Consider the following 22,112-nt stretch of genomic DNA (forward strand, 5'->3'; position numbering starts at 1 on the left):
ACACGGCCCGGTGTTCACCGACTGAGACCCGCGCCGCTGTCCGGGGAGGACGCGCGAGTCTAGAAGCTTGGTGGTTGGCCGCTACCAACCGCTGGCTGACGGCAGCGGATGCCTGTGTTTCCCGCTACCCGACCAAACTTGCCTTCTGCAGTCGCTTCAGAAGACAAAGACAAATGCCGGAATATATTGCCGACCCGACCGTTGTCTTTGGCTTCTGCGGGGCCGTTTATGCTTGCCAACGCGCATAAAAACTCGGACCCCACAAAGCACAAAAAGGCCGGCGGTGAAAAACCGCCAGCCTTCGCACAGCGCAATGAAACTTACTTGATTTCAGCCTTCGCGCCTGCGTCTTCCAGCTTCTTCTTCGCTTCTTCAGCAGCAGCCTTGGGCACCGCTTCCTTGATGGGCTTCGGTGCGCCGTCGACCAGGTCCTTCGCTTCCTTCAGGCCGAGACCCGTCAGTTCACGAACAGCCTTAATGACCGAGACCTTGTTCGCGCCGGCTTCGAGCAGGTTCACCGTGAATTCGGTTTGCTCTTCAGCAGCAGCGGCAGCACCGCCAGCAGCCGGGCCAGCGACCGCAACAGCAGCAGCCGACACGCCAAACTTCTCTTCGAACGCCTTGACCAGCTCGTTCAGTTCCAGAACCGACATCGCGCCAACGGCTTCCAGGATGTCTTCTTTTGCGATTGCCATTTGAAATACTCCTAAATTGAATTCGGATCGAGCTAGCGATCTTTACCTAACTGAGCAACTGTGGCTCAAGCGTGACGTTATGCAGCTTCGCCTTGCTTCTCTGCCAGCGCGGCGAGAGCGCGCGCGAAGCCGGAAACAGGTGCTTGCATGACGAACAACAGCTTAGAGAGCAGCTCTTCGCGGCTCGGGATGTTGGCCAGCGCTTGCACGCCCGCCTTATCCATCACCTTGCCTTCGTAGGAACCAGCCTTGATGATCAACTTGTCATTGCTCTTGCCGAAGTCGTTGACGACCTTGGCTGCGGCAATGGCATCTTCCGAGATGCCGTAGATCAGAGGACCGGTCATCTGCTCAGCCAGCGGAGCGAACGGGGTACCTTCGACGGCGCGACGCGCCAGCGTGTTCTTCAACACGCGCAGATACACCTGTTGCTCACGCGCTTTCGCGCGCAGCTTGGTCAGATCGCCAACCGTGATCCCACGATACTCAGCGAGCACCATCGTCTGAGCCTTCGCGACTTGCGCGGCGACTTCAGCGACGACTGCCTGCTTATCTTCTTTGTTCAGTGGCACGGTTAAACCTCCAGATTCGATGCACTCAGGTGTCCAACCTTCATGCACCACGTTCGACAACGGCGTCCGACTGTTAGGAGTATTTCAAGCGGTTGGTGACCATCTGAAAACGGTCGACAACCGGCTTCAACCACTGCAAAACTGTTTCGGGTTCGCCATCTGCGTTGGCTTGAATTAAGGCGCCGCCCGACTACTGCACCGCCACCAACGGTCTTTGACAACCGGCTGCCCAACCAAACGACTGTTGCGCAACCGCCCAAAGCCCTTGAGAACGCGGTCTGACGACCGCGTCAAAATCTTTACTGTTGCGCCAGCGTGGCTTGGTCCACGCGAACGCCGACACCCATCGTGCTCGACAGCGCAATCTTGCGCAGGTACACGCCCTTGCTCGTCGCCGGCTTTGCCTTGTTCAGCGCGTCGATCAGCGCGGACAGGTTTTGACGCAGCGAAGCGGGTTCGAACGACGCACGGCCGATGGTGCCGTGGATGATACCGGCTTTGTCGACACGGAATTGCACTTGACCAGCCTTTGCGTTCCTGACTGCTTGAGCCACGTCCGGCGTCACAGTGCCGACCTTCGGGTTCGGCATCAGGCCACGCGGACCGAGGATCTGGCCCAGCGTACCGACCACGCGCATCGTGTCCGGCGAAGCGATCACGACGTCGAAGTTCAGATTGCCGGCCTTGACTTGCTCAGCCAGGTCTTCCATGCCGACCACGTCCGCGCCGGCTGCACGTGCTTGCTCGGCCTTGTCGCCTTGCGCGAATACTGCGACGCGAACCGACTTACCGGTGCCAGCGGGCAGAACGACGGAACCACGAACCACTTGGTCCGACTTCTTCGCATCGATGCCGAGTTGAACGGCGACGTCGATCGACTCGTCGAACTTGGCGCTTGCGCACTCCTTGATCAGGTTCAGCGCGTCGTCAATCGGATACAGCTTTTGACGATCGACCTTGTTTGCAAATGCCTGAAGGCGCTTCGAAAGCTTAGCCATTTACACGCCCTCCACAGTGATACCCATCGAACGCGCGCTACCGGCGATGGTGCGCACGGCTGCATCCAGATCAGCTGCCGTAAGGTCCGGCATCTTGGTCTTCGCGATTTCTTCCGCTTGAGCGCGGGTGATGTTGCCGACCTTGTCGGTGTGCGGCTTGCTCGAACCCTTTTGCACTGCCGCTGCCTTCTTGATCAGAACGGTAGCCGGCGGCGTCTTCATGATGAACGTGAAGCTCTTGTCCGCGAATGCCGTAATGACGACCGGCACCGGCAGACCCGGCTCCATGCCCTGAGTCTGCGCGTTGAACGCCTTGCAGAACTCCATGATGTTCAGGCCGCGCTGGCCCAGCGCCGGACCGACCGGCGGCGACGGATTGGCTTTACCTGCAGGAATCTGCAGTTTGATAAAGCCGATAATTTTCTTTGCCATGTTGAAAACCTCTGCTGAACGCGTGAGCGTTCGGTGAGTGATAGCGCGCGTTCACCTGACGACTACTGACGCTCCTCAACGGCCGTTACGCGGGCCGTAAGCGCGAATCGCGCGAGACCGATGACCCCGCGCGATGTGTTCTTAAACCTTTTCGACCTGGCCGAACTCAAGTTCAACCGGCGTCGACCGCCCGAAGATCGTGACTGAAACGCGGACCCGGGACTTTTCGTAATTCACTTCCTCGACGTTGCCGTTGAAGTCGGTGAACGGACCTTCTTTCACTCGCACCATCTCGCCGACTTCGAACAGTGTCTTCGGCCGCGGCTTCTCGACACCTTCCTGCATCTGCGACATGATCTTTTCGACTTCGCGCGGGGAGATCGGGCTCGGCCGATTGCGTGCACCGCCAACGAAACCCGTTACCTTCGCCGTGTTTTTCACGAGGTGCCAGGTCTCATCCGTCATTTCCATTTCGACCAGGACGTAGCCCGGGAAGAAACGACGCTCGGTCACCGATTTGTGGCCACCTTTGACTTCCACAACCTCTTCGGTCGGAACGAGAATTTGACCAAACTGGTCCTGCATTCCCGCTCGTTCGATGCGCTCCTGAAGCGCACGTTGCACGCTCTTCTCCATGCCGGAGTAGGCGTGCACCACATACCAACGCTTTCCACTCGGAGATGTCGGAGTATCGCTCATATCATTTCCAACCCAGAATCGCCGAGAAAATTACCCATTCGATTGACTTGTCGCTAAGCCAAAGGAAGATGGCCATGATGAGGACGAATGCGAAGACCACCAGCGTGGTCTGCGTCGCCTCTTTTCGCGTAGGCCAGACGACCTTTCGCACTTCTTTGTACGAGTCTTTCGCGAAGGCGATGAAGCCCTTCCCGGGCGCAGAAAGAAGGCCGACAGCGACACCAGCAACCAAACCGACAGCAAGCGCCGGACCGCGGACATACCACTCTTGGCCGCTGAGCAAGAAGAAACCCACGAACCCGGCCAAGACCAACAATACCCCAGCCACCAACATCAACTTATCGCTGGAAGTATTTACAGTTTCGACTGAAGGATTCGCCATAACACCTTAAGCAGCGCCACTTGGCGCGAGAATGTGGCAGGGGCAGAGGGAATCGAACCCCCAACCTTCGGTTTTGGAGACCGACGCTCTGCCAGTTGAGCTATACCCCTAAACCATTTGGGGCCGACGGTTTCGCCGACCCCGAAAACTACAGACTACCGAGAGATCTCTGGCTCTTACTCGATAATCTTGGCAACGACACCTGCGCCGACGGTACGGCCGCCTTCGCGGATCGCGAAGCGCAGACCTTCTTCCATGGCGATCGGGGCGATCAGCTTGACCGTGATCGACACGTTGTCGCCCGGCATCACCATTTCCTTGTCCTTCGGCAGCTCGATCGAGCCCGTCACGTCCGTCGTACGGAAGTAGAACTGCGGACGGTAGTTGTTGAAGAACGGCGTGTGACGGCCGCCTTCGTCCTTGCTCAGCACGTACACTTCAGCGGTGAAGTGCGTGTGCGGCGTGATCGAACCCGGCTTGGCCAGCACCTGGCCGCGCTCGACGTCTTCGCGCTTCGTGCCGCGCAGCAGGATACCGACGTTGTCGCCCGCTTGACCTTGGTCGAGCAGCTTGCGGAACATTTCCACGCCCGTGCAAGTGGTCTTCACCGTCGGCTTGATACCGACGATTTCGATTTCCTCGCCAACCTTGATGACGCCGCGCTCGACGCGACCCGTCACCACCGTGCCGCGACCCGAGATCGAGAACACGTCTTCCACCGGCATCAGGAAGGCGCCATCCACTGCGCGCTCCGGCGTCGGGATGTACGTATCCAGCGCGTCGGCCAGGTTCATGATCGCCACTTCGCCGAGTTCGCCCTTGTCGCCTTCCAGCGCGAGCTTGGCCGAACCCTTGATGATCGGCGTGTCGTCGCCCGGGAAGTCGTACTTCGACAGGAGTTCGCGCACTTCCATTTCGACGAGCTCGAGCAGCTCGGCGTCGTCCACCATGTCGCACTTGTTCAGGAACACGATGATGTACGGCACGCCGACCTGACGGGCCAGCAGGATGTGCTCACGCGTTTGCGGCATCGGGCCGTCAGCGGCCGAGCACACCAGGATTGCGCCGTCCATCTGCGCGGCGCCCGTGATCATGTTCTTCACGTAGTCGGCGTGGCCCGGGCAATCGACGTGTGCGTAGTGGCGGTTAGCCGTTTCGTACTCGACGTGCGCGGTGTTGATGGTGATGCCGCGTGCCTTTTCTTCCGGCGCCGCGTCGATCTGGTCGTACGCCTTGGCTTCGCCGCCGAACTTGGCGGTCAGCACCGTCGTGATCGCTGCCGTCAGCGTGGTCTTGCCGTGGTCAACGTGACCGATCGTGCCCACGTTCACGTGCGGCTTGGTCCGCTCGAATTTACCTTTGGCCATTTTCGACTCCTAACAGGATTTTCGCACCTTGCGCCGCGCGCAACTTACTAGACTGATACAGCTGGTGCCCATGGGCAGGATCGAACTGCCGACCTCTCCCTTACCAAGGGAGTGCTCTACCACTGAGCCACATGGGCACTACAAAACCGACACTGGAGCGGGTGAAGGGAATCGAACCCTCGTCATAAGCTTGGAAGGCTTCTGCTCTACCATTGAGCTACACCCGCGAGGGTTGGATTCCCTTACCGCTTGAATTCTGGTGGAGGAGGTTGGATTCGAACCAACGTAGGCGTAAGCCAACAGATTTACAGTCTGCCCCCTTTAGCCACTCGGGCACCCCTCCGCAGAGAACTATCGATTATGGGGTAACAACACGCGGTTGTCAAGTGCTTCTTGCGAAGCGAATCGATGAGGCTCTCACTTATAGTTGATCGCCCAAACGCAAAAACCCCACCTTTTCGAGGTGGGGTTTTTGTTTGAGCAAGGGGGAGCCTGACGATTACCTACTTTCACACGGGCAATCCGCACTATCATCGGCGTGGAGTCGTTTCACGGTCCTGTTCGGGATGGGAAGGGGTGGGACCGACTCGCTATGGTCATCAGGCATAAAGGGGATGTTGTATCGCCTTGGGGGGCGCTACAACCAATCGGGGAAGAAGTAGTAGTGAATTCGGGTGGCGATTGTCGCACACGCTGTTACTCGACCAGTGGCGCCCTCTTCGAGGGTGGGGTCCAAGTAAGCGCTGAAGCGCTAACTTTGACCGACAAAACACACTGGTTATAGGATCAAGCCTTACGGGCAATTAGTATCAGTTAGCTCAATGCATTACTGCACTTACACACCTGACCTATCAACGTCCTGGTCTGGAACGACCCTTCAAGGGGCTCGAAGCCCCGGGGATATCTCATCTTAAGGCGAGTTTCCCGCTTAGATGCTTTCAGCGGTTATCTCTTCCGAACATAGCTACCCGGCGATGCCACTGGCGTGACAACCGGTACACCAGAGGTTCGTCCACTCCGGTCCTCTCGTACTAGGAGCAGCCCCCTTCAAATATCCAACGCCCACGGCAGATAGGGACCAAACTGTCTCACGACGTTTTAAACCCAGCTCACGTACCTCTTTAAATGGCGAACAGCCATACCCTTGGGACCGGCTACAGCCCCAGGATGAGATGAGCCGACATCGAGGTGCCAAACACCGCCGTCGATATGAACTCTTGGGCGGTATCAGCCTGTTATCCCCAGAGTACCTTTTATCCGTTGAGCGATGGCCCTTCCATACAGAACCACCGGATCACTATGACCTGCTTTCGCACCTGCTCGACTTGTCGGTCTCGCAGTTAAGCACGCTTATGCCATTGCACTATCAGCACGATTTCCGACCGTACCTAGCGTACCTTCGTACTCCTCCGTTACGCTTTGGGAGGAGACCGCCCCAGTCAAACTGCCTACCATGCACTGTCCCCGATCCGGATCACGGACCAAGGTTAGAACCTCAAACAAACCAGGGTGGTATTTCAAGGACGGCTCCACCGAAACTGGCGTTCCGGTTTCATAGCCTCCCACCTATCCTACACAGATCGGTTCAAAGTCCAATGCAAAGCTACAGTAAAGGTTCATGGGGTCTTTCCGTCTAGCCGCGGGGAGATTGCATCATCACAAACACTTCAACTTCGCTGAGTCTCGGGAGGAGACAGTGTGGCCATCGTTACGCCATTCGTGCAGGTCGGAACTTACCCGACAAGGAATTTCGCTACCTTAGGACCGTTATAGTTACGGCCGCCGTTTACCGGGACTTCAATCAAGAGCTTGCACCCCATCATTTAATCTTCCGGCACCGGGCAGGCGTCACACCCTATACGTCCACTTTCGTGTTTGCAGAGTGCTGTGTTTTTATTAAACAGTCGCAGCCACCAGTTTATTGCAACCCTTTCACCCTCCTGGCGCAGGCCAGTCAAGCTACCAGGGCGTACCTTATCCCGAAGTTACGGTACCAATTTGCCGAGTTCCTTCTCCCGAGTTCTCTCAAGCGCCTTAGAATACTCATCTCGCCCACCTGTGTCGGTTTGCGGTACGGTCATCGTTAGACTGAAGCTTAGAGGCTTTTCTTGGAACCACTTCCAATTGCTTCGTGACCGAAGTCACTCGCGCCACACCCTTGAATTATGTGCCCGGATTTGCCTAAGCACCTTCTCCAATGCAGCGACCGGGACGTCCAACACCCGGACAACCTTCCGCGATCCGTCCCCCCATCGCATCTAACAATGGTGCAGGAATATTGACCTGCTTCCCATCAGCTACGCATTTCTGCCTCGCCTTAGGGGCCGACTCACCCTACGCCGATGAACGTTGCGTAGGAAACCTTGGGCTTACGGCGAGGGGGCTTTTCACCCCCTTTATCGCTACTCATGTCAGCATTCGCACTTCCGATACCTCCAGCACGCTTTTCAACGCACCTTCGCAGGCTTACGGAACGCTCTCCTACCATGCGTGTAAAACACGCATCCGCAGCTTCGGTGACTGGCTTGAGCCCCGTTACATCTTCCGCGCAGGACGACTCGATCAGTGAGCTATTACGCTTTCTTTAAAGGGTGGCTGCTTCTAAGCCAACCTCCTGACTGTTTTAGCCTTCCCACTTCGTTTCCCACTTAGCCAATCTTTGGGACCTTAGCTGGCGGTCTGGGTTGTTTCCCTCTTGACACCGGACGTTAGCACCCGATGTCTGTCTCCCGTGATTGCACTCTTCGGTATTCGGAGTTTGCTATGGCGTAGTAATCCGCAATGGACCCCACAACCATGACAGTGCTCTACCCCCGAAGGTGATACACGAGGCACTACCTAAATAGTTTTCGGAGAGAACCAGCTATTTCCAAGTTTGTTTAGCCTTTCACCCCTATCCACAGCTCATCCCCTAACTTTTCAACGTTAGTGGGTTCGGTCCTCCAGTACGTGTTACCGCACCTTCAACCTGGCCATGGATAGATCACTTGGTTTCGGGTCTACGCCCAGCAACTGATCGCCCTATTCGGACTCGCTTTCGCTACGCCTGCCTTAATCAGTTAAGCTCGCTACTGAACGTAAGTCGCTGACCCATTATACAAAAGGTACGCCGTCACCCCTTGACAGGGCTCCGACTGTTTGTATGCATGCGGTTTCAGGATCTATTTCACTCCCCTCCCGGGGTTCTTTTCGCCTTTCCCTCACGGTACTGGTTCACTATCGGTCGATCACGAGTATTTAGCCTTGGAGGATGGTCCCCCCATCTTCAGACAGGATTTCACGTGTCCCGCCCTACTTGTCGTACCCCTAGTTCTTTCATACTGTTTTCGCTTACAGGGCTATCACCTGCTATGGCCGCACTTTCCAGAGCGTTCAGCTAACAATACAAATAAAGAGTACAGGCTCTTCCCATTTCGCTCGCCACTACTTTGGGAATCTCGGTTGATTTCTTTTCCTGCGGTTACTTAGATGTTTCAGTTCACCGCGTTCGCTTCACATAGCCTATGTATTCAGCTATGGATACTCCATACGGAGTGGGTTTCCCCATTCGGACATCTTCGGATCAATGCTCGTTTGCCAGCTCCCCGAAGCTTTTCGCAGGCTACCGCGTCCTTCATCGCCTGTGATCGCCAAGGCATCCACCACATGCACTTGTTCGCTTGACCCTATAACGAGTGTGTCTCTTTGCTGCTCTAGACTCACACGCTACAGGCTGAGTATTCGCGTTGTGCCGTATTCCAAGTCATCAATTAAGATCACTTTTCATACTCGATACAATCACTACCCTGACTACCCTACTCACACCCATCTCTAAGTGCTTTCAGATAATCTCTTTACTACTTCTTCCTGATTGTTAAAGAACGTTTAGCCGATAGGTGTCTTGCAATACCCACAGCATCAACTGGCTAGCAATCGCCAATGCCAAGTGCTCGTGTCAAACACTTGGCATTGAAGATTGGTGGAGGATGACGGGATCGAACCGACGACCCCCTGCTTGCAAAGCAGGTGCTCTCCCAGCTGAGCTAATCCCCCGGTATGGTGGGTCTGGTTGGATTCGAACCAACGACCCCCGCCTTATCAAGACGGTGCTCTAACCGACTGAGCTACAGACCCTTAGCCTGTTTCTAAACCACAGCCGATAAGCGTGAGCGCTTGCTAGTTTCGTGCGAAGCTCGAGAAAGGAGGTGATCCAGCCGCACCTTCCGATACGGCTACCTTGTTACGACTTCACCCCAGTCATGAATCCTACCGTGGTGACCGTCCTCCTTGCGGTTAGACTAGCCACTTCTGGTAAAACCCACTCCCATGGTGTGACGGGCGGTGTGTACAAGACCCGGGAACGTATTCACCGCGGCATGCTGATCCGCGATTACTAGCGATTCCAGCTTCACGCAGTCGAGTTGCAGACTGCGATCCGGACTACGATCGGTTTTCTGGGATTGGCTCCACCTCGCGGCTTGGCAACCCTCTGTTCCGACCATTGTATGACGTGTGAAGCCCTACCCATAAGGGCCATGAGGACTTGACGTCATCCCCACCTTCCTCCGGTTTGTCACCGGCAGTCTCCTTAGAGTGCTCTTGCGTAGCAACTAAGGACAAGGGTTGCGCTCGTTGCGGGACTTAACCCAACATCTCACGACACGAGCTGACGACAGCCATGCAGCACCTGTGCGCCGGTTCTCTTTCGAGCACTCCCGCCTCTCAGCAGGATTCCGACCATGTCAAGGGTAGGTAAGGTTTTTCGCGTTGCATCGAATTAATCCACATCATCCACCGCTTGTGCGGGTCCCCGTCAATTCCTTTGAGTTTTAATCTTGCGACCGTACTCCCCAGGCGGTCAACTTCACGCGTTAGCTACGTTACTAAGGAAATGAATCCCCAACAACTAGTTGACATCGTTTAGGGCGTGGACTACCAGGGTATCTAATCCTGTTTGCTCCCCACGCTTTCGTGCATGAGCGTCAGTGTTGGCCCAGGAGGCTGCCTTCGCCATCGGTATTCCTCCACATCTCTACGCATTTCACTGCTACACGTGGAATTCTACCTCCCTCTGCCACACTCAAAGCCTGCCAGTCACCAATGCAGTTCCCAGGTTAAGCCCGGGGATTTCACATCGGTCTTAACAGACCGCCTGCGCACGCTTTACGCCCAGTAATTCCGATTAACGCTCGCACCCTACGTATTACCGCGGCTGCTGGCACGTAGTTAGCCGGTGCTTATTCTTCCGGTACCGTCATCCTCCATCCATATTAGGGACGAAGTTTTCTTTCCGGACAAAAGTGCTTTACAACCCGAAGGCCTTCTTCACACACGCGGCATTGCTGGATCAGGGTTGCCCCCATTGTCCAAAATTCCCCACTGCTGCCTCCCGTAGGAGTCTGGGCCGTGTCTCAGTCCCAGTGTGGCTGGTCGTCCTCTCAGACCAGCTACAGATCGTCGCCTTGGTAGGCCTTTACCCCACCAACTAGCTAATCTGCCATCGGCCGCCCCTACAGCGCGAGGTCCGAAGATCCCCCGCTTTCCTCCGTAGATCGTATGCGGTATTAATCCGGCTTTCGCCGGGCTATCCCCCACTACAGGACACGTTCCGATGTATTACTCACCCGTTCGCCACTCGCCGCCAGGCCGAAGCCCGCGCTGCCGTCCGACTTGCATGTGTAAGGCATGCCGCCAGCGTTCAATCTGAGCCAGGATCAAACTCTTCAGTTCAATGCCTGTTACTGTTTTCGGTTCATCTAAGAACCGGTCGCTCACTCAACGTACTGACGATGATTAATCCGTCTCTCGACAGACAAACCTTCCTCTGATACTTCGTGTGAGACTCTTGATACTTTTGCTTGCCCGGCTCCGAAGAACCGGCCGCACTCACCATCAAGCGCCCACACTTATCGGCTGTTAGTTTTTAAAGAGCAATCCGCCAAGACTTTTTACTTCACCGTACCGAGAACCTCGCTCAGCACCGCTTCGTCTTGCGTCGCTGCATCAGCAGCAGAGAAACGAGATTATGAGGAATCTTTTTCTCCTTGTCAACAGCTTTTTTCTGCTTTCGCTTTCAAAACTGAGGACTTTGGAGACCGCCTGTTTCTTTGGCGGCGCTCATCTTGCGACGAGGAGCGGAATTCTAGGCCAAGCAAACGCCAATGACAAGGTGATGACGCAAGATTTTTTTGCGGGCTATCCCGAGACGCTTACTTCCCCGTTCCGAGGATGACGTCCATGGGCACCGCAGCCGCCATCGCGGCGTAACCGGCGTCGCTAGGGTGAATGTTGTCGCCGCTGTCGAAACGCCGCTGCAGCGCGCTCGGCCGGGCCGGATCGCGCAGCGCCTGATCGAAGTCGATGACGCCATCGACGGCCCGGCTCGCGCGGATCGACGCATTGACCGCCGTGCGAATCGCCTCGCGTTCCGGCGGCAGCGACGCCGGCGTAAGCGTCGCGCCGTAAATCTTGAGGCCGCGCTGGTGCGCCTGCGCGATGAGTCGTTGATACCCGCGCAGCAGCGCGTCGGCGTTGACCTCGGTATGCGGCGCATCGCAGTCGAGGCCGCCGTGCGCCGGCATCGCAGCGAAATTGATATCGTTGATGCCGATCAGCACGATCACCGCGCGCACGCCCGGCTGCCGCAGCGCGTCGCGATCGAATCGGCTCACGAGCGCTTCGCCGTAGCAAGGCGAATTACTGAGCAGCCGATTTCCACTGATGCCCGCGTTGATGACCGCCGCCTGCCCGCCGTTCTTTTGCGCGATCTCGCGTGCGAGAGCGTCCGGCCAGCGCCGATTCGCGTTCAGCGTCGAGCGCATGCCGTCGGTAATCGAATCCCCGATTGCAACGACTGCCCGCGCCGACGGATTCTCCACTGACACGTTCGTCAGCCACGCGTACTGCGTGAAACGAGTCCGGAAGGCTGCGGGAGAAGCATCGCCCGTGCGGTCTCCGGGCGTCGAAACGTAATTGACCTGGCTCGCAACGCGATGCCACGCGACGAGCTTTTGGTCTTTCCCCATGAACATGCTGACCGCGAGCGGCTGACCGGCGGCCACGTCGAACGCGAGCGGATCGCTCGTGGCTTGCCCGCCCGGCGCGACCGTCACCGTCTTGTTGCCGGCGAATAGCACGGGCCGAGCGCTGCCGCCCTGAAACGCGGGGCTGCTGCCGCTGACGGCGCGCGCAACGCTCATCGACTCGATTACGAGCGGCGCCGTCCCGTACACGTTGCTGATGCGCAAGCGGATTTGCTTGCCCGCAATCTGGGGATAGATCATTTGCCGGACCGTTCGGCCCCCGACTTCCGGCGCGCGATAAAGCGGCGGCAGATTCGCGAGTTGCGGAATCGATTGAAGCGCCGTACCCCAGGCGCTGACCCAGTGGTCGTTTGCGGGCGCCCCGGCCGTCTCGGCTGCAAACGCCAGCGACGCGGCGGTGAACGGGAAAGCAAGCGCGGCCGCGCAGAGTGCGGTGAGGAGCTTAGACTTCATTCGGCGGTGGCGTTCGGAAAAAGTCCAAATTGTGCCCGATCGTCACAGCAAACGCGCCGCCGAATCGGGAAGAAAACGCGCGTCACCGACCCGCCCGCATCGATTGGCCTCACAATGCAGCCAATCCTTTCACGACGTACCTCTATGCAACCCGAAAGCTCCACGCCCCGACTCCATTGGGAAGAGGACGGCGAAAGCCGTTCTGCCCGCTGGCGCTCCGAAAGCGGTAATCAGCCGCCGAAGCGTCTCGTCATCGGTCACGATCAAATGACCGCGGATCACGCCTACCGCCTCGCCTGCGAGGGCACGGCCATTCTCTGGCGCGGCGACTTCCAGAACGCGCGGCAGCTCTTGCAGGCGATGGCCCGGCGAATCGACAACAAGCCGCGCAAGGCAAAAAAAGCGGCGTCGGATAAAGACAAACCGACGTCCCCGGTCGATGCATTCAATATGCATCGACTGGCTCAATCGCAGCGGGCGCGCACGCTCGCGATGCTCGTGCTTCCGCTCGACGAGCAGTACGTCATCCCGCTGCGCCGCGCGCCGGACGTGCGTGAAGCCTGCGAGGAAGCGTACGGCCCGCCGCAGGAACCGTCAGTGGTCTCGCTGCGCGAGGTCCTCGGTCTGATCGGCGCGCACGAGTGGCGCAAGAAGGGCGTCGAAATCAAGGCGACGGGCGGGCGGATTCATCCTTATTACGGCGTCTTTTCGCCGGTGCGCGGCGAGTATGTCGATCTGATCGCGAATCAGCCGTTGCCCTCGACATCGCTCGCGTTCGACGTCGGCACCGGTACCGGCGTGCTCGCGGCGGTGCTGGCGCGGCGCGGCGTCGAGCGCGTCGTGGCCACGGATGTCGATGCGCGCGCTCTCGCCTGCGCTCGCGAGAACATCGACCGGCTCGGGCTGCGCAAGCAAGTTCAGGTCGTCGAGGCCGACCTCTTCCCCGAAGGACGCGCGCCGCTCGTCGTGTGCAATCCGCCGTGGCTGCCGGCGCGCCCGAGTTCGGCCATCGAGCACGCGATCTACGATCCGGAAAGCCGCATGCTGCGCGGTTTTCTCGGCGGCCTCGCCGCGCATCTGACGCCCGGCGGCGAAGGCTGGCTCATTCTTTCCGACTTCGCCGAGCATCTCGGGCTGCGCACGCGCGCGCAGCTTCAGGAATGGATCGACGCAGCGGGGTTGAAAGTCGACGGCCGGATCGACGTGAAACCGCATCACCCGCGCGCGGCGGACAAGTCGGACCCGCTGCACGCTGCGCGATCGGCGGAGGTGACGTCGCTTTGGCGGCTGGTTGCGGCGTGAGGCGCGGAGTTGGCGGGTTTCGGCTTGTTACTGAATGACGCTCGCGGCTCGGCCTCGTTGCATCCGGCGTGCGCTTGGTCCTGCGCGACGCGACGGTTCGACGCCAGAACCCCGGCCGCTTCGTGCACGTGGCTAGAGGCATTGCGGCCGTTGCCGAACGAGCGTCAGAAGCCGCTTCACCGCCCGAACGTTGACGGTCCACCTCGCAGCGCATGCTCGCGTCCGCTAGTCACGCTCGCTCGCCGAGCCACGCAAGCGCCCCCTCCCCCGCGACAAGCCCGCTCGCAAAGCACGCCGTCAACAGGTAACCGCCGGTCGGCGCTTCCCAGTCGAGCATTTCGCCCGCGCAAAACACGCCGGGCAGTGCGACCAGCATCGAACGCGCATCGAGCGATTCGAACGCAACGCCGCCCGCGCTGCTGATCACTTCCGCGATCGGCCGCGGACGTCGCACGCGCACCGGCAACGCCTTGATGCGCGCGGCGAGCGTGTCGAGGTCGGCGAACTCGTCTTTCGTCAGACATTCGCGCAGCAGGCCGGCCTTCGCGCCCGCGAGATGCAGCCGGCTCTGCAAATGGCTCGACAGAGACCGAGCGCCGCGCGGATGCAGCACTTCGGCCCTGACGCGCTCGGCGGAAAGCTGCGGCGCAAGATCCAGCAGAATGCGCGCGCCGGCGTCGCCGTGCTCCATCAGACGATCCCGGATCTGCGCGGACAGCGCGTAAATCAGACTGCCTTCGATGCCATGCTCCGTCAGCAAGCATTCACCGACGCGCCAGTCCACCGCGCCGTCAGCCCGTTCGAGGCCAATCGCAACCGACTTCAGCGGCTCGCCCGCGAAGCGTTCGCGAAAATGCGCCGACCAGTCGACGTCGAAACCGCAATTCGACGGCAGAAACGGCCGCACGTCGACGCCGCGCGCCGCCAGATACGTCATCGCGCTGCCGTCCGAGCCGAGCTGCGGCCAGCTCGCGCCGCCGACCGCCAGCACGAGTGCGTCGTGGCGCACGCGCTTTTCGCCATCGGGCGTCGCGAATCGGGATTCGCCGGCGCCCGCATCGGTCCAGCCGAGCCAGCGATGCCGCATATGCAGCCTGACCCCCGACGCGCGCAGCCGATGCAGCCACGCCCGCAGCATCGGCGCGGCTTTCATGTCCGTCGGAAAGACGCGGCCCGAGCTTCCCACGAAGGTTTCCACGCCCAGCCCATGCACCCACTCGCGCAACGCGGCGGCGTCGAAGCGCGCGAGCAGCGGCGCAATCTGCGCGCGGCGCTTGCCGTAGCGCGCGATGAACGCGTCGGCAGGCTCGGAATGCGTCAGATTCATCCCGCCCTTGCCCGCCATCAGGAACTTGCGTCCGACCGACGGCATCGCGTCGAACACATCGACGCTCGCGCCGCCCGCCGCGAGCGCCTCCGCCGCCATGAGCCCGGCCGGTCCGCCGCCGACGACCGCGACTTGCACGGATTCGATGTTTTCAACTGAGGTCATGCGAGGTAGCGAGAAAACGAGGAGCGACATTGTCGCATCGCGTCTGATCTGGCGGACGAAGGCGTGCGCCCGGGCGTAAGTCATTAAATAACAAAAAAGAATTTGGTGAGCGCCCGCCAGCCGGATACGATCCGGCGATTCGTTGCATCCACAAATTCCTACATTCCGTCGATCATGTCCGTATCTATCGCGCCCGAGCGAACACCTTCCCGGGCCGGCGCCGCCGATGCGCGTCCCGTCATCCGCAGCGCCGCCGACGTCTCGAATCTCGTCAATCGCGGCGCGGCCATCGGCAGCGATGCGCGCATCGTCGTCGCGATCGCGCTCGGCGGCATCTTCCTCGATGCCTACGATCTCGGCGCGCTAGCATTCGGCGTCAAGGACATCGCCCGCGAGTTCTCGCTGACGCCGACCGGAACCGGTTTCGTCGCCTCGGCCATCACGTTCGGCGCGATCATCGGCGCGTTCTTCGGCGGCTATCTCACTGACAAGATCGGCCGCTACCGCGTCTTCATGGCCGACATGTTCTTTTTCGTCATCGCGGCGATCGCCTGCGCGCTCGCGCCGAACGCGTGGGTGCTCGGCGGAGCGCGCTTCGTGATGGGACTGGGCGTCGGGATCGACTTACCGGTCGCGATGGCGTTCCTCGCCGAGTTCTCGCGGCTGCAAGGACGCGGGAACAAGGCCGCTCGCGTCGCGATGTGGTGCCCCACGTGGTACGCCGCGATCAGCATCTCGTATTTGCTCGTGCTCGGTCTGTACGCGGCGCTGCCCGCGCACAACGCGGGATGGCTCTGGCGGCTGATTCTCGGCTTCGGCGCGGTGCCGGCCATCGCGATCATCGCGATTCGCAGCCGCTACATGAGCGAATCGCCCGTCTGGGCCGCGAATCAGGGCGATTTGCCGGCCGCCGCCGCGATCCTGAAACGCTCGTATGGCGTCGACGCTCGCGTCGATCCGGATGCGCTGGCCGCATCCAAAGCGGCGAAACCGCGCGGCGCGACGTGGAGCAACTACGGCGCGCTGCTGCGCGGCAAGTATCTGCGGCGCACAGTGCTGGCGACCGTCATCGCGATTGCGTCGTCGTTCGCGTACAACGCGGTGGCGTTCGGTCTGCCGGTCATCATTTCGAGTTTCCTCGCGCAGTCGATGCTCACGACGATTCTCGCCTCGCTCGCGCTGAATCTCTGCTTCGCGTTTGCCGGCGGGCTGTTCGCGGTGCGCACGGTGCCGAAGTTCGGCGCGTGGAAGCTGACGGTCGTCGGCTACGCGTTCCAGCTTGTGGCGCTGGTCGGGCTGGCGGTGGTCGGCAAGCCGGCGACGGGCGCGCAGGTCGTCATCGCGATCGCGCTGCTCGCCGCGTTCCTGCTCGGGCAAGGCGTCGGGCCGGGCTCGCACAGCATGACGTTCGCGTCGCTCAGCTATCCGACGTCTTTGCGCGGCGTGGGCGTCGGCTTCAATCAGACGTTGATGCGCGCCAGTTCGACCGTCTCGCTCTTCCTCTTTCCGGTGCTGTCGGCGGCGCTAGGGACGAAAGTGTTCTGGATCATCGCGGTCGCGCCGCTCGCCGGACTGGTCGCGCTGATGGCGGTGCGCTGGGAACCGTCCGGCTACGACGTGGACGCCGAAGACTTCGAGGGACAACGCGTCGAGTAACGCGCTCGGAGCAATGTGGTTATAAGAAGGCGGCGCGACCGGGAACGGCCGCGCCGCTTTTTTGTAATGCTCGATGCATCGGCCAAGCGCTTCCGCTTCAAGAGACGACGCGCGAGAAGTCGAACAAGACAGCAGAAATTCCGGTACAGGGAAGCCGTGCGCCGCGAAACGCCCGTGCGGCTTTTGTCTCGCGCCGATGCATCGGCCAACCGCCTCACACTCGAGAGACAACGCGCCCGATAAGGCGAACAGGACAGGAGAACTTTAGGTTCAGCGAAGCGGTTTTTCGCCGCTCGCTCGCCTCAGGAAAAACCCGCCTATCCCGAAAAAGGCGATTCACCGACCGGCCGGTCGGTTTATAATCGGCGCACAGCGACTTTTCCAAGAGCGAGTGTCCGCCATGTACACCCAATCTCTCGACCTTCCCGGCCAGCCGACCGCGCCCGACGCGCCCGCCGACGCCTCCGCGCAGCAGCAACGCTTCGACGCGGTCATGCAAGCCGACGGCAAAATCGAGCCGCAGGACTGGATGCCCGAGGCCTACCGCAAGACGCTCATCCGGCAAATCTCGCAGCACGCGCATTCGGAAATCATCGGCATGCAGCCGGAGGGCAACTGGATCAGCCGCGCGCCGAGTCTCAAGCGAAAGGCGATCCTGCTCGCGAAGGTGCAGGACGAAGGCGGTCACGGCCTCTATCTATATAGCGCCGCCGAAACGCTCGGCGTCTCGCGCGATCAGCTCGTCGCCGCGCTGCACGCGGGCAAGGCGAAATATTCGAGCATCTTCAACTATCCGACGCCCACCTGGGCGGACGTCGGCGTGATCGGCTGGCTGGTCGACGGCGCCGCGATCATGAACCAGATTCCGCTCTGCCGCTGCACCTACGGACCGTACGCCCGCGCGATGATCCGCATCTGCAAGGAAGAGTCGTTCCATCAGCGGCAGGGTTTCGACGCGCTGCTCGCCATGATGAAAGGCACGCAGGCGCAGAAGGACCTCGTGCAACAGGCGGTGAACCGCTGGTGGTGGCCCGTGCTGATGATGTTCGGCCCGAGCGACAAGGATTCCATCCACAGCGGGCAGTCGTTCGCGTGGGGCATCAAGCGCATTTCGAACGACGACCTGCGCCAGAAGTTCGTGGATGCCACCGTCGAGCAGGCCAGGATTCTCGGCGTGACGCTGCCTGACCCCGACCTCAAGTGGAACGCGGCGCGCGGCGCGCACGACTACGGCGAGATCGACTGGGACGAATTCTGGCGCGTCGTCAACGGCGACGGTCCGTGCAACAAGGAGCGTCTCGCCACGCGCGTGAAGGCGCACGACGACGGCGCATGGGTCCGCGAAGCCGCGCTCGCTTACGCCGAAAAACAGAAGGCGCGTGCGCACAAGCAAGCCGCCTGAACGGGAGACATCGACATGAACAAGGAATGGCCGATCTGGGAAGTCTTCGTGCGCAGCAAGCAGGGACTGGATCACAAGCATTGCGGCAGCCTGCACGCGGCCGACGCCGCCACCGCGCTGCGCATGGCGCGCGACGTCTACACGCGCCGCCAGGAAGGCGTGAGCATCTGGGTGGTGCCGTCGTCGGCGATCACGGCGTCCGACCCGGCGGACAAGGGCGAATTCTTCGAACCGGCAGGCGACAAGATCTACCGGCATCCGACGTTTTTCATGCTGCCCGACGAAATCAACCATATGTGAGCGCGCGACATGAGCACCGAACATCTCGCCTATGTGCTGCGCCTCGCCGATAACGCGCTGATTCTCGGTCAGCGCAACGCCGAATGGTGCAGCCACGGTCCGGCGCTGGAAGAGGACATTGCGCTGGCGAACATCAGCCTCGATCTGATCGGGCAGGCGCGGCTCCTGTATTCGCATGCGGCCACGCTCGAATCGGCGTTGACGGGCGCGGCGAAGACCGAGGACGACTACGCCTATTTCCGCACCGAACGGGAGTTCGCGAACTACACGCTGGTCGAGCTGCCGCACTTCGGCCCGCTCGCAGGCACCGCGCGCACCGAGCGCGATTACGCCGTGACCATCGTGCGCAACTTTCTGTACTCGGCGTTCATGGCGCACGTCTGGACCGCGCTTCAGGCTTCGTCGGACACGCAACTCGCCGCCATCGCGGCGAAGTCGATCAAGGAAACGCGGTACCACGTGCATCACGCCCGCGACTGGCTCGTGCGTTTCGGCGACGGCACGGAGGAATCGCATCGCCGGGCGCAAGCGGCGCTCGACTATCTGATGCCGTACACGCGCGAATTCTTCCATCCGGACGCCGTCGAGCGCGCAGTGGCGGAAGCCGGCATCGCGCCGCTCGCGAGCGATCTGGAACCGGCATGGCGCGACGAAGTGCAATCCGCGCTCGACGAAGCGACGCTGCAAGCGCCCGCCGAGGTCAAGCACGTCAGCACGGGCAAGCTCGGCGAGCATTCCGAGCACATGGGCTATCTGCTCGCGGAAATGCAAAGCCTCGCGCGGCAGCATCCGGGCGCGACGTGGTGATCATGGACACGACGATAGAGCGCGCGTGGTCCGTGCTCGAAGCCGTGCCGGACCCTGAAATCCCGGTGGTGTCGATCCGCGAACTGGGCATTCTGCGCGACGTGCGCCAAGGCGACGACGGCGTGCTCGAAGTCGTCATCACGCCGACGTACTCCGGCTGTCCGGCCATGTCGCAGATCGCGGAAGACATTGCAGAGGCTATCGACCGCGCGCAACTCGGCGCGCATCGCGTGGAAACGGTGCTCGCGCCAGCGTGGACCACCGACTGGATCACGGACGAAGCGCGCGCCAAGCTGCGCCGCTACGGCATCGCGCCGCCGGCGGGCGCATGCAGCAGCACGGAAAAGCCGATGCGCTTCGTGCCGTACAAGAAGGAAGTCATCGCCTGTCCGCGCTGTGGCTCCACGCACACGGAGAAGCTCGCGCAATTCGGCTCGACGGCGTGCAAGGCGCTCTATCGCTGTGTCGATTGCCGCGAGCCGTTCGATTACTTCAAGCCGTACTGACCTCTCCACGACACGACTCCTATGGCGACTCCGCAATTTCACCCGCTGCGTATCCGCGACGTGCGCCCCGAGACGGCCGACGCGGTCACGGTTTCCTTCGACGTGCCGCCCGAACTGCGCGACGCGTTTCGCTTCACGCAGGGCCAGTTCGTGACGCTGAAAACGCATATCGACGGCGAGGAGACGCGCCGCTCGTATTCCATCTGCGTCGGCGTGACCGACTACGACCGCGACGGCGAACTGCGCATCGGCATCAAGCGCGTGCGCGGCGGGCGCTTCTCGAACTTCGCGTTCGACACGCTCAAGCCCGGCCATGAAATCGACGTGATGACGCCCGATGGCCGCTTCTTCACGCATCTGAACGCGGACCACGCGAAGCATTACGTCGCGTTTTCCGGCGGCTCGGGCATCACGCCGGTGCTGGCGATCATCAAGACCACGCTCGACATGGAGCCGACGAGCCGCTTCACGCTCGTCTACGGCAACCGCAGCGTCGACGCGATCATGTTCGCCGAGGAACTGGAAGACCTGAAGAACCGCTACATGAGCCGGTTCTCGCTGTATCACGTGCTGTCCGACGATTTGCAGGACGTCGAGCTTTTCAACGGCGTGCTGGACAAGGCCAAGTGCAAGGCGTTTCTCGATTCCCTCTTGCCGCCCGGCGAGATCGACGAAGCGTTCATCTGCGGCCCCGGCCCGATGATGGACGCCGCCGAAGCCGCGCTGAAGGAATCGGGCGTCGCGCCGGATCGCATTCACGTCGAACGGTTCGGCACGCCGTTGCCGCAGGCGGGCGCGCCGCCAATCGAGATCACGGAAAGCACGCCTGCGGCCGATCTGGAACTCGTCATCGACGGGAAGAAGCGCAAGCTGCGGCTGCCGTACGAAGGCGTGAGCGTGCTCGACGTCGGCCTGAAAGCGGGGCTCGCGCTGCCGTACGCGTGCAAGGGCGGCGTTTGCTGCACCTGTCGCGCGAAAGTGCTGGAAGGCGAAGTCAAAATGGACAAGAACTACACACTGGCGCAGCACGAAATTGACGACGGCTTCGTGCTGACGTGCCAGTGCCATCCGGTGAGCGAGCGCGTGGTCGTGAGCTTCGACGAGCGCTGATCCGCGCGGCAACCCACACCGGCGCGTAGCGGGATTGGCTAAACTGGGATCGCTCTTACCGAGCGGTCCTTCGTCTTTCCGGCAAGCCGACATCCATGAATACGATTCACGTCACCAATGGCGACTGCGCGGCCGACGCTCTCACGCATGCGCTGCGGCTCGCCGAACGCACCGATCAGGTCATCGCGTTGCGCGACGATCTCGCTGTCGGGCCGCTGCGGGACATCGACGAATCGCCTGTCGCGCGCGCGGCGTTCTGGCGTCAGGTGTCCAGCACGCCCGCCGATATCGAGGATCAATTGCAGAGCCAGCTTGCGCTGCTTGGGCGGCTTGCGCGCGGCGACGGACAAGTCGTCGTCTGGCACGGACAAAGCGCGGCGGATCAACTCACGCTTCGGCGCGTGGCGTACTTCCTGCGCAATGCGCCCCAGCGTCTGAACGAAGCGAAACTGACCTTCGACGACCTCGCCATCGAGGCGCCGGACGCGCATCCGGACAGCCTGCGCCGGGCGGACCGCGCGACGTCCGTCGGCATGTTCTCGCCCAGACAACTGCTCGCCAAGCTGCCGACCGCGGCGCCTATTTCCGTGCTGCGCATCAGCCGGCTCGCGCTCGAATGGCAGGAGGCGAAGCATTCGAGCGCGGAAAACCGTCGCCTGCGCGACAACATGCTGGTGTCCGGAACGTGGCTGGATGTCGATGAAACGCTCCTCGAACTCGCCACGCCCGAGTGGCAACCGGCCAAGCGCATCGCTGCGGGCGCGATGGCGCGGCGCTTCGACTTTCTGATGAGCGATTCGGTCGCGTTCTGGCGCTGCCGGGAACTGGTCACGGCGGGCCGGCTTAAAATACGCGGCACGCCGTCGGATATGGCTCACGCCGAATTGCGACGCTCATCGACTCAGGCCGAATAAGCC

The 22,112-nt window shown here is 60.8% G+C and carries 17 protein-coding genes, 6 tRNA genes and 3 rRNA genes; 8 read left to right on the plus strand and 18 right to left on the minus strand.

Annotated elements, in window-relative coordinates; translation table 11 throughout:
* Positions 1-320: 320 nt before the first annotated feature.
* The 17 genes from rplL to LDZ26_RS12085 all read right to left on the minus strand — a co-directional run bounded on the left by rplL (position 321) and on the right by LDZ26_RS12085 (position 12,620).
* Positions 321-695 carry a 50S ribosomal protein L7/L12 gene (gene rplL, locus LDZ26_RS12005; protein WP_175946426.1) on the minus strand — a complete coding sequence of 125 codons (375 nt, stop codon included), beginning with the start codon at positions 693-695 and terminating at the stop codon, positions 321-323.
* Between the two features lie 77 nt (positions 696-772).
* Positions 773-1,267 carry a 50S ribosomal protein L10 gene (gene rplJ, locus LDZ26_RS12010; protein ID WP_159837187.1) on the minus strand — a complete coding sequence of 165 codons (495 nt, stop codon included), beginning with the start codon at positions 1,265-1,267 and terminating at the stop codon, positions 773-775.
* Between the two features lie 299 nt (positions 1,268-1,566).
* A complete protein-coding gene (rplA, locus tag LDZ26_RS12015) occupies positions 1,567-2,265 on the minus strand; it encodes a 50S ribosomal protein L1 (RefSeq protein WP_244847396.1) in 699 nt (232 codons plus the stop codon).
* The gene (rplK, locus tag LDZ26_RS12020; protein ID WP_008343796.1) at positions 2,266-2,697 is read right to left on the minus strand and encodes a 50S ribosomal protein L11; all 432 of its coding nucleotides are present in this window, start codon (positions 2,695-2,697) and stop codon (positions 2,266-2,268) included. It lies immediately after the preceding gene.
* A gap of 141 nt (positions 2,698-2,838) precedes the next feature.
* Complete coding sequence (gene nusG / locus LDZ26_RS12025; protein ID WP_159837189.1) at positions 2,839-3,396, minus strand: transcription termination/antitermination protein NusG; 558 nt, start codon at positions 3,394-3,396, stop codon at positions 2,839-2,841.
* 1 nt (position 3,397) lies between these two features.
* Positions 3,398-3,778 carry a preprotein translocase subunit SecE gene (secE, locus tag LDZ26_RS12030; RefSeq protein ID WP_244847397.1) on the minus strand — a complete coding sequence of 127 codons (381 nt, stop codon included), beginning with the start codon at positions 3,776-3,778 and terminating at the stop codon, positions 3,398-3,400.
* A 34-nt stretch (positions 3,779-3,812) separates the two neighbouring features.
* Positions 3,813-3,888, minus strand: a tRNA-Trp gene (locus LDZ26_RS12035).
* Positions 3,889-3,954: 66 nt separating this feature from the next.
* Positions 3,955-5,145: an elongation factor Tu gene (tuf, locus tag LDZ26_RS12040; RefSeq protein WP_012402197.1), complete on the minus strand. Its 1,191-nt coding sequence runs from the start codon at positions 5,143-5,145 to the stop codon at positions 3,955-3,957.
* Between the two features lie 62 nt (positions 5,146-5,207).
* Positions 5,208-5,282: transfer RNA gene (locus LDZ26_RS12045), tRNA-Thr, on the minus strand.
* A gap of 16 nt (positions 5,283-5,298) precedes the next feature.
* A tRNA-Gly gene (locus LDZ26_RS12050) sits at positions 5,299-5,372 on the minus strand.
* Between the two features lie 30 nt (positions 5,373-5,402).
* Positions 5,403-5,488: transfer RNA gene (locus tag LDZ26_RS12055), tRNA-Tyr, on the minus strand.
* A 147-nt stretch (positions 5,489-5,635) separates the two neighbouring features.
* Positions 5,636-5,749: ribosomal RNA gene (gene rrf / locus LDZ26_RS12060) — 5S ribosomal RNA — on the minus strand.
* A gap of 178 nt (positions 5,750-5,927) precedes the next feature.
* Positions 5,928-8,810, minus strand: a 23S ribosomal RNA gene (locus LDZ26_RS12065).
* Between the two features lie 291 nt (positions 8,811-9,101).
* Positions 9,102-9,177: transfer RNA gene (locus LDZ26_RS12070), tRNA-Ala, on the minus strand.
* Between the two features lie 4 nt (positions 9,178-9,181).
* Positions 9,182-9,258, minus strand: a tRNA-Ile gene (locus LDZ26_RS12075).
* A 64-nt stretch (positions 9,259-9,322) separates the two neighbouring features.
* Positions 9,323-10,854 (minus strand): 16S ribosomal RNA (locus LDZ26_RS12080).
* The 16S, 23S and 5S rRNA genes sit together here with 5 tRNA genes alongside, the layout of an rRNA operon.
* A gap of 479 nt (positions 10,855-11,333) precedes the next feature.
* On the minus strand, positions 11,334-12,620 hold the full coding sequence (locus LDZ26_RS12085; RefSeq protein WP_244847398.1) for an SGNH/GDSL hydrolase family protein: 1,287 nt from the start codon (positions 12,618-12,620) through the stop codon (positions 11,334-11,336).
* Between the two features lie 144 nt (positions 12,621-12,764).
* On the opposite strand from LDZ26_RS12085, the gene LDZ26_RS12090 reads away from it, so the two are divergent.
* Positions 12,765-13,922, plus strand: coding sequence for a class I SAM-dependent methyltransferase (locus tag LDZ26_RS12090; protein ID WP_244847399.1), 1,158 nt, complete (start codon positions 12,765-12,767; stop codon positions 13,920-13,922).
* A gap of 229 nt (positions 13,923-14,151) precedes the next feature.
* Here the strand turns inward: LDZ26_RS12090 and LDZ26_RS12095 are convergent, their stop codons facing one another.
* Positions 14,152-15,414: a TIGR03862 family flavoprotein gene (locus LDZ26_RS12095; protein WP_244847400.1), complete on the minus strand. Its 1,263-nt coding sequence runs from the start codon at positions 15,412-15,414 to the stop codon at positions 14,152-14,154.
* 174 nt (positions 15,415-15,588) lie between these two features.
* Between LDZ26_RS12095 and LDZ26_RS12100 the strand changes: the two genes are divergently transcribed.
* The 7 genes from LDZ26_RS12100 to LDZ26_RS12130 all read left to right on the plus strand — a co-directional run bounded on the left by LDZ26_RS12100 (position 15,589) and on the right by LDZ26_RS12130 (position 22,109).
* On the plus strand, positions 15,589-17,070 hold the full coding sequence (locus tag LDZ26_RS12100) for an MFS transporter (RefSeq protein WP_244849169.1): 1,482 nt from the start codon (positions 15,589-15,591) through the stop codon (positions 17,068-17,070).
* A 400-nt stretch (positions 17,071-17,470) separates the two neighbouring features.
* Positions 17,471-18,472 carry a 1,2-phenylacetyl-CoA epoxidase subunit PaaA gene (paaA, locus tag LDZ26_RS12105; RefSeq protein WP_244847401.1) on the plus strand — a complete coding sequence of 334 codons (1,002 nt, stop codon included), beginning with the start codon at positions 17,471-17,473 and terminating at the stop codon, positions 18,470-18,472.
* A gap of 15 nt (positions 18,473-18,487) precedes the next feature.
* The gene (gene paaB, locus LDZ26_RS12110) at positions 18,488-18,772 is read left to right on the plus strand and encodes a 1,2-phenylacetyl-CoA epoxidase subunit PaaB (RefSeq protein ID WP_244847402.1); all 285 of its coding nucleotides are present in this window, start codon (positions 18,488-18,490) and stop codon (positions 18,770-18,772) included.
* A gap of 9 nt (positions 18,773-18,781) precedes the next feature.
* Positions 18,782-19,579, plus strand: a complete 798-nt coding sequence (gene paaC / locus LDZ26_RS12115) for a 1,2-phenylacetyl-CoA epoxidase subunit PaaC (RefSeq protein WP_244847403.1) — start codon at positions 18,782-18,784, stop codon at positions 19,577-19,579.
* Positions 19,580-19,581: 2 nt separating this feature from the next.
* Positions 19,582-20,085 (plus strand): 1,2-phenylacetyl-CoA epoxidase subunit PaaD, encoded by a 504-nt coding sequence (paaD, locus tag LDZ26_RS12120; RefSeq protein WP_244847404.1) that lies wholly within the window; start codon positions 19,582-19,584, stop codon positions 20,083-20,085.
* Between the two features lie 21 nt (positions 20,086-20,106).
* Complete coding sequence (paaE, locus tag LDZ26_RS12125) at positions 20,107-21,195, plus strand: 1,2-phenylacetyl-CoA epoxidase subunit PaaE (RefSeq protein WP_244847405.1); 1,089 nt, start codon at positions 20,107-20,109, stop codon at positions 21,193-21,195.
* 95 nt (positions 21,196-21,290) lie between these two features.
* A complete protein-coding gene (locus LDZ26_RS12130) occupies positions 21,291-22,109 on the plus strand; it encodes a DUF1835 domain-containing protein (RefSeq protein WP_244847406.1) in 819 nt (272 codons plus the stop codon).
* Positions 22,110-22,112 lie beyond the last annotated feature (3 nt).

This window comes from Caballeronia sp. SL2Y3 (genome assembly GCF_022879575.1).
Classification (GTDB): Bacteria; Pseudomonadota; Gammaproteobacteria; order Burkholderiales; family Burkholderiaceae; genus Caballeronia.

Bases quoted from the DNA above. Each gene is read 5' to 3' on its own strand.
- rplL (WP_175946426.1), bottom strand. From the start codon at position 695: ATGGCAATCGCAAAAGAAGACATCCTGGAAGCCGTTGGCGCGATGTCG.
- rplA (WP_244847396.1), bottom strand. From the start codon at position 2,265: ATGGCTAAGCTTTCGAAGCGCCTTCAGGCATTTGCAAACAAGGTCGAT.
- rplK (WP_008343796.1), bottom strand. From the start codon at position 2,697: ATGGCAAAGAAAATTATCGGCTTTATCAAACTGCAGATTCCTGCAGGT.
- nusG (WP_159837189.1), bottom strand. From the start codon at position 3,396: ATGAGCGATACTCCGACATCTCCGAGTGGAAAGCGTTGGTATGTGGTG.
- secE (WP_244847397.1), bottom strand. From the start codon at position 3,778: ATGGCGAATCCTTCAGTCGAAACTGTAAATACTTCCAGCGATAAGTTG.
- tuf (WP_012402197.1), bottom strand. From the start codon at position 5,145: ATGGCCAAAGGTAAATTCGAGCGGACCAAGCCGCACGTGAACGTGGGC.
- LDZ26_RS12085 (WP_244847398.1), bottom strand. From the start codon at position 12,620: ATGAAGTCTAAGCTCCTCACCGCACTCTGCGCGGCCGCGCTTGCTTTC.
- LDZ26_RS12090 (WP_244847399.1), top strand. From the start codon at position 12,765: ATGCAACCCGAAAGCTCCACGCCCCGACTCCATTGGGAAGAGGACGGC.
- LDZ26_RS12095 (WP_244847400.1), bottom strand. From the start codon at position 15,414: ATGACCTCAGTTGAAAACATCGAATCCGTGCAAGTCGCGGTCGTCGGC.
- LDZ26_RS12100 (WP_244849169.1), top strand. From the start codon at position 15,589: ATGTCCGTATCTATCGCGCCCGAGCGAACACCTTCCCGGGCCGGCGCC.
- paaA (WP_244847401.1), top strand. From the start codon at position 17,471: ATGTACACCCAATCTCTCGACCTTCCCGGCCAGCCGACCGCGCCCGAC.
- paaB (WP_244847402.1), top strand. From the start codon at position 18,488: ATGAACAAGGAATGGCCGATCTGGGAAGTCTTCGTGCGCAGCAAGCAG.
- paaC (WP_244847403.1), top strand. From the start codon at position 18,782: ATGAGCACCGAACATCTCGCCTATGTGCTGCGCCTCGCCGATAACGCG.
- paaD (WP_244847404.1), top strand. From the start codon at position 19,582: ATGGACACGACGATAGAGCGCGCGTGGTCCGTGCTCGAAGCCGTGCCG.
- paaE (WP_244847405.1), top strand. From the start codon at position 20,107: ATGGCGACTCCGCAATTTCACCCGCTGCGTATCCGCGACGTGCGCCCC.
- LDZ26_RS12130 (WP_244847406.1), top strand. From the start codon at position 21,291: ATGAATACGATTCACGTCACCAATGGCGACTGCGCGGCCGACGCTCTC.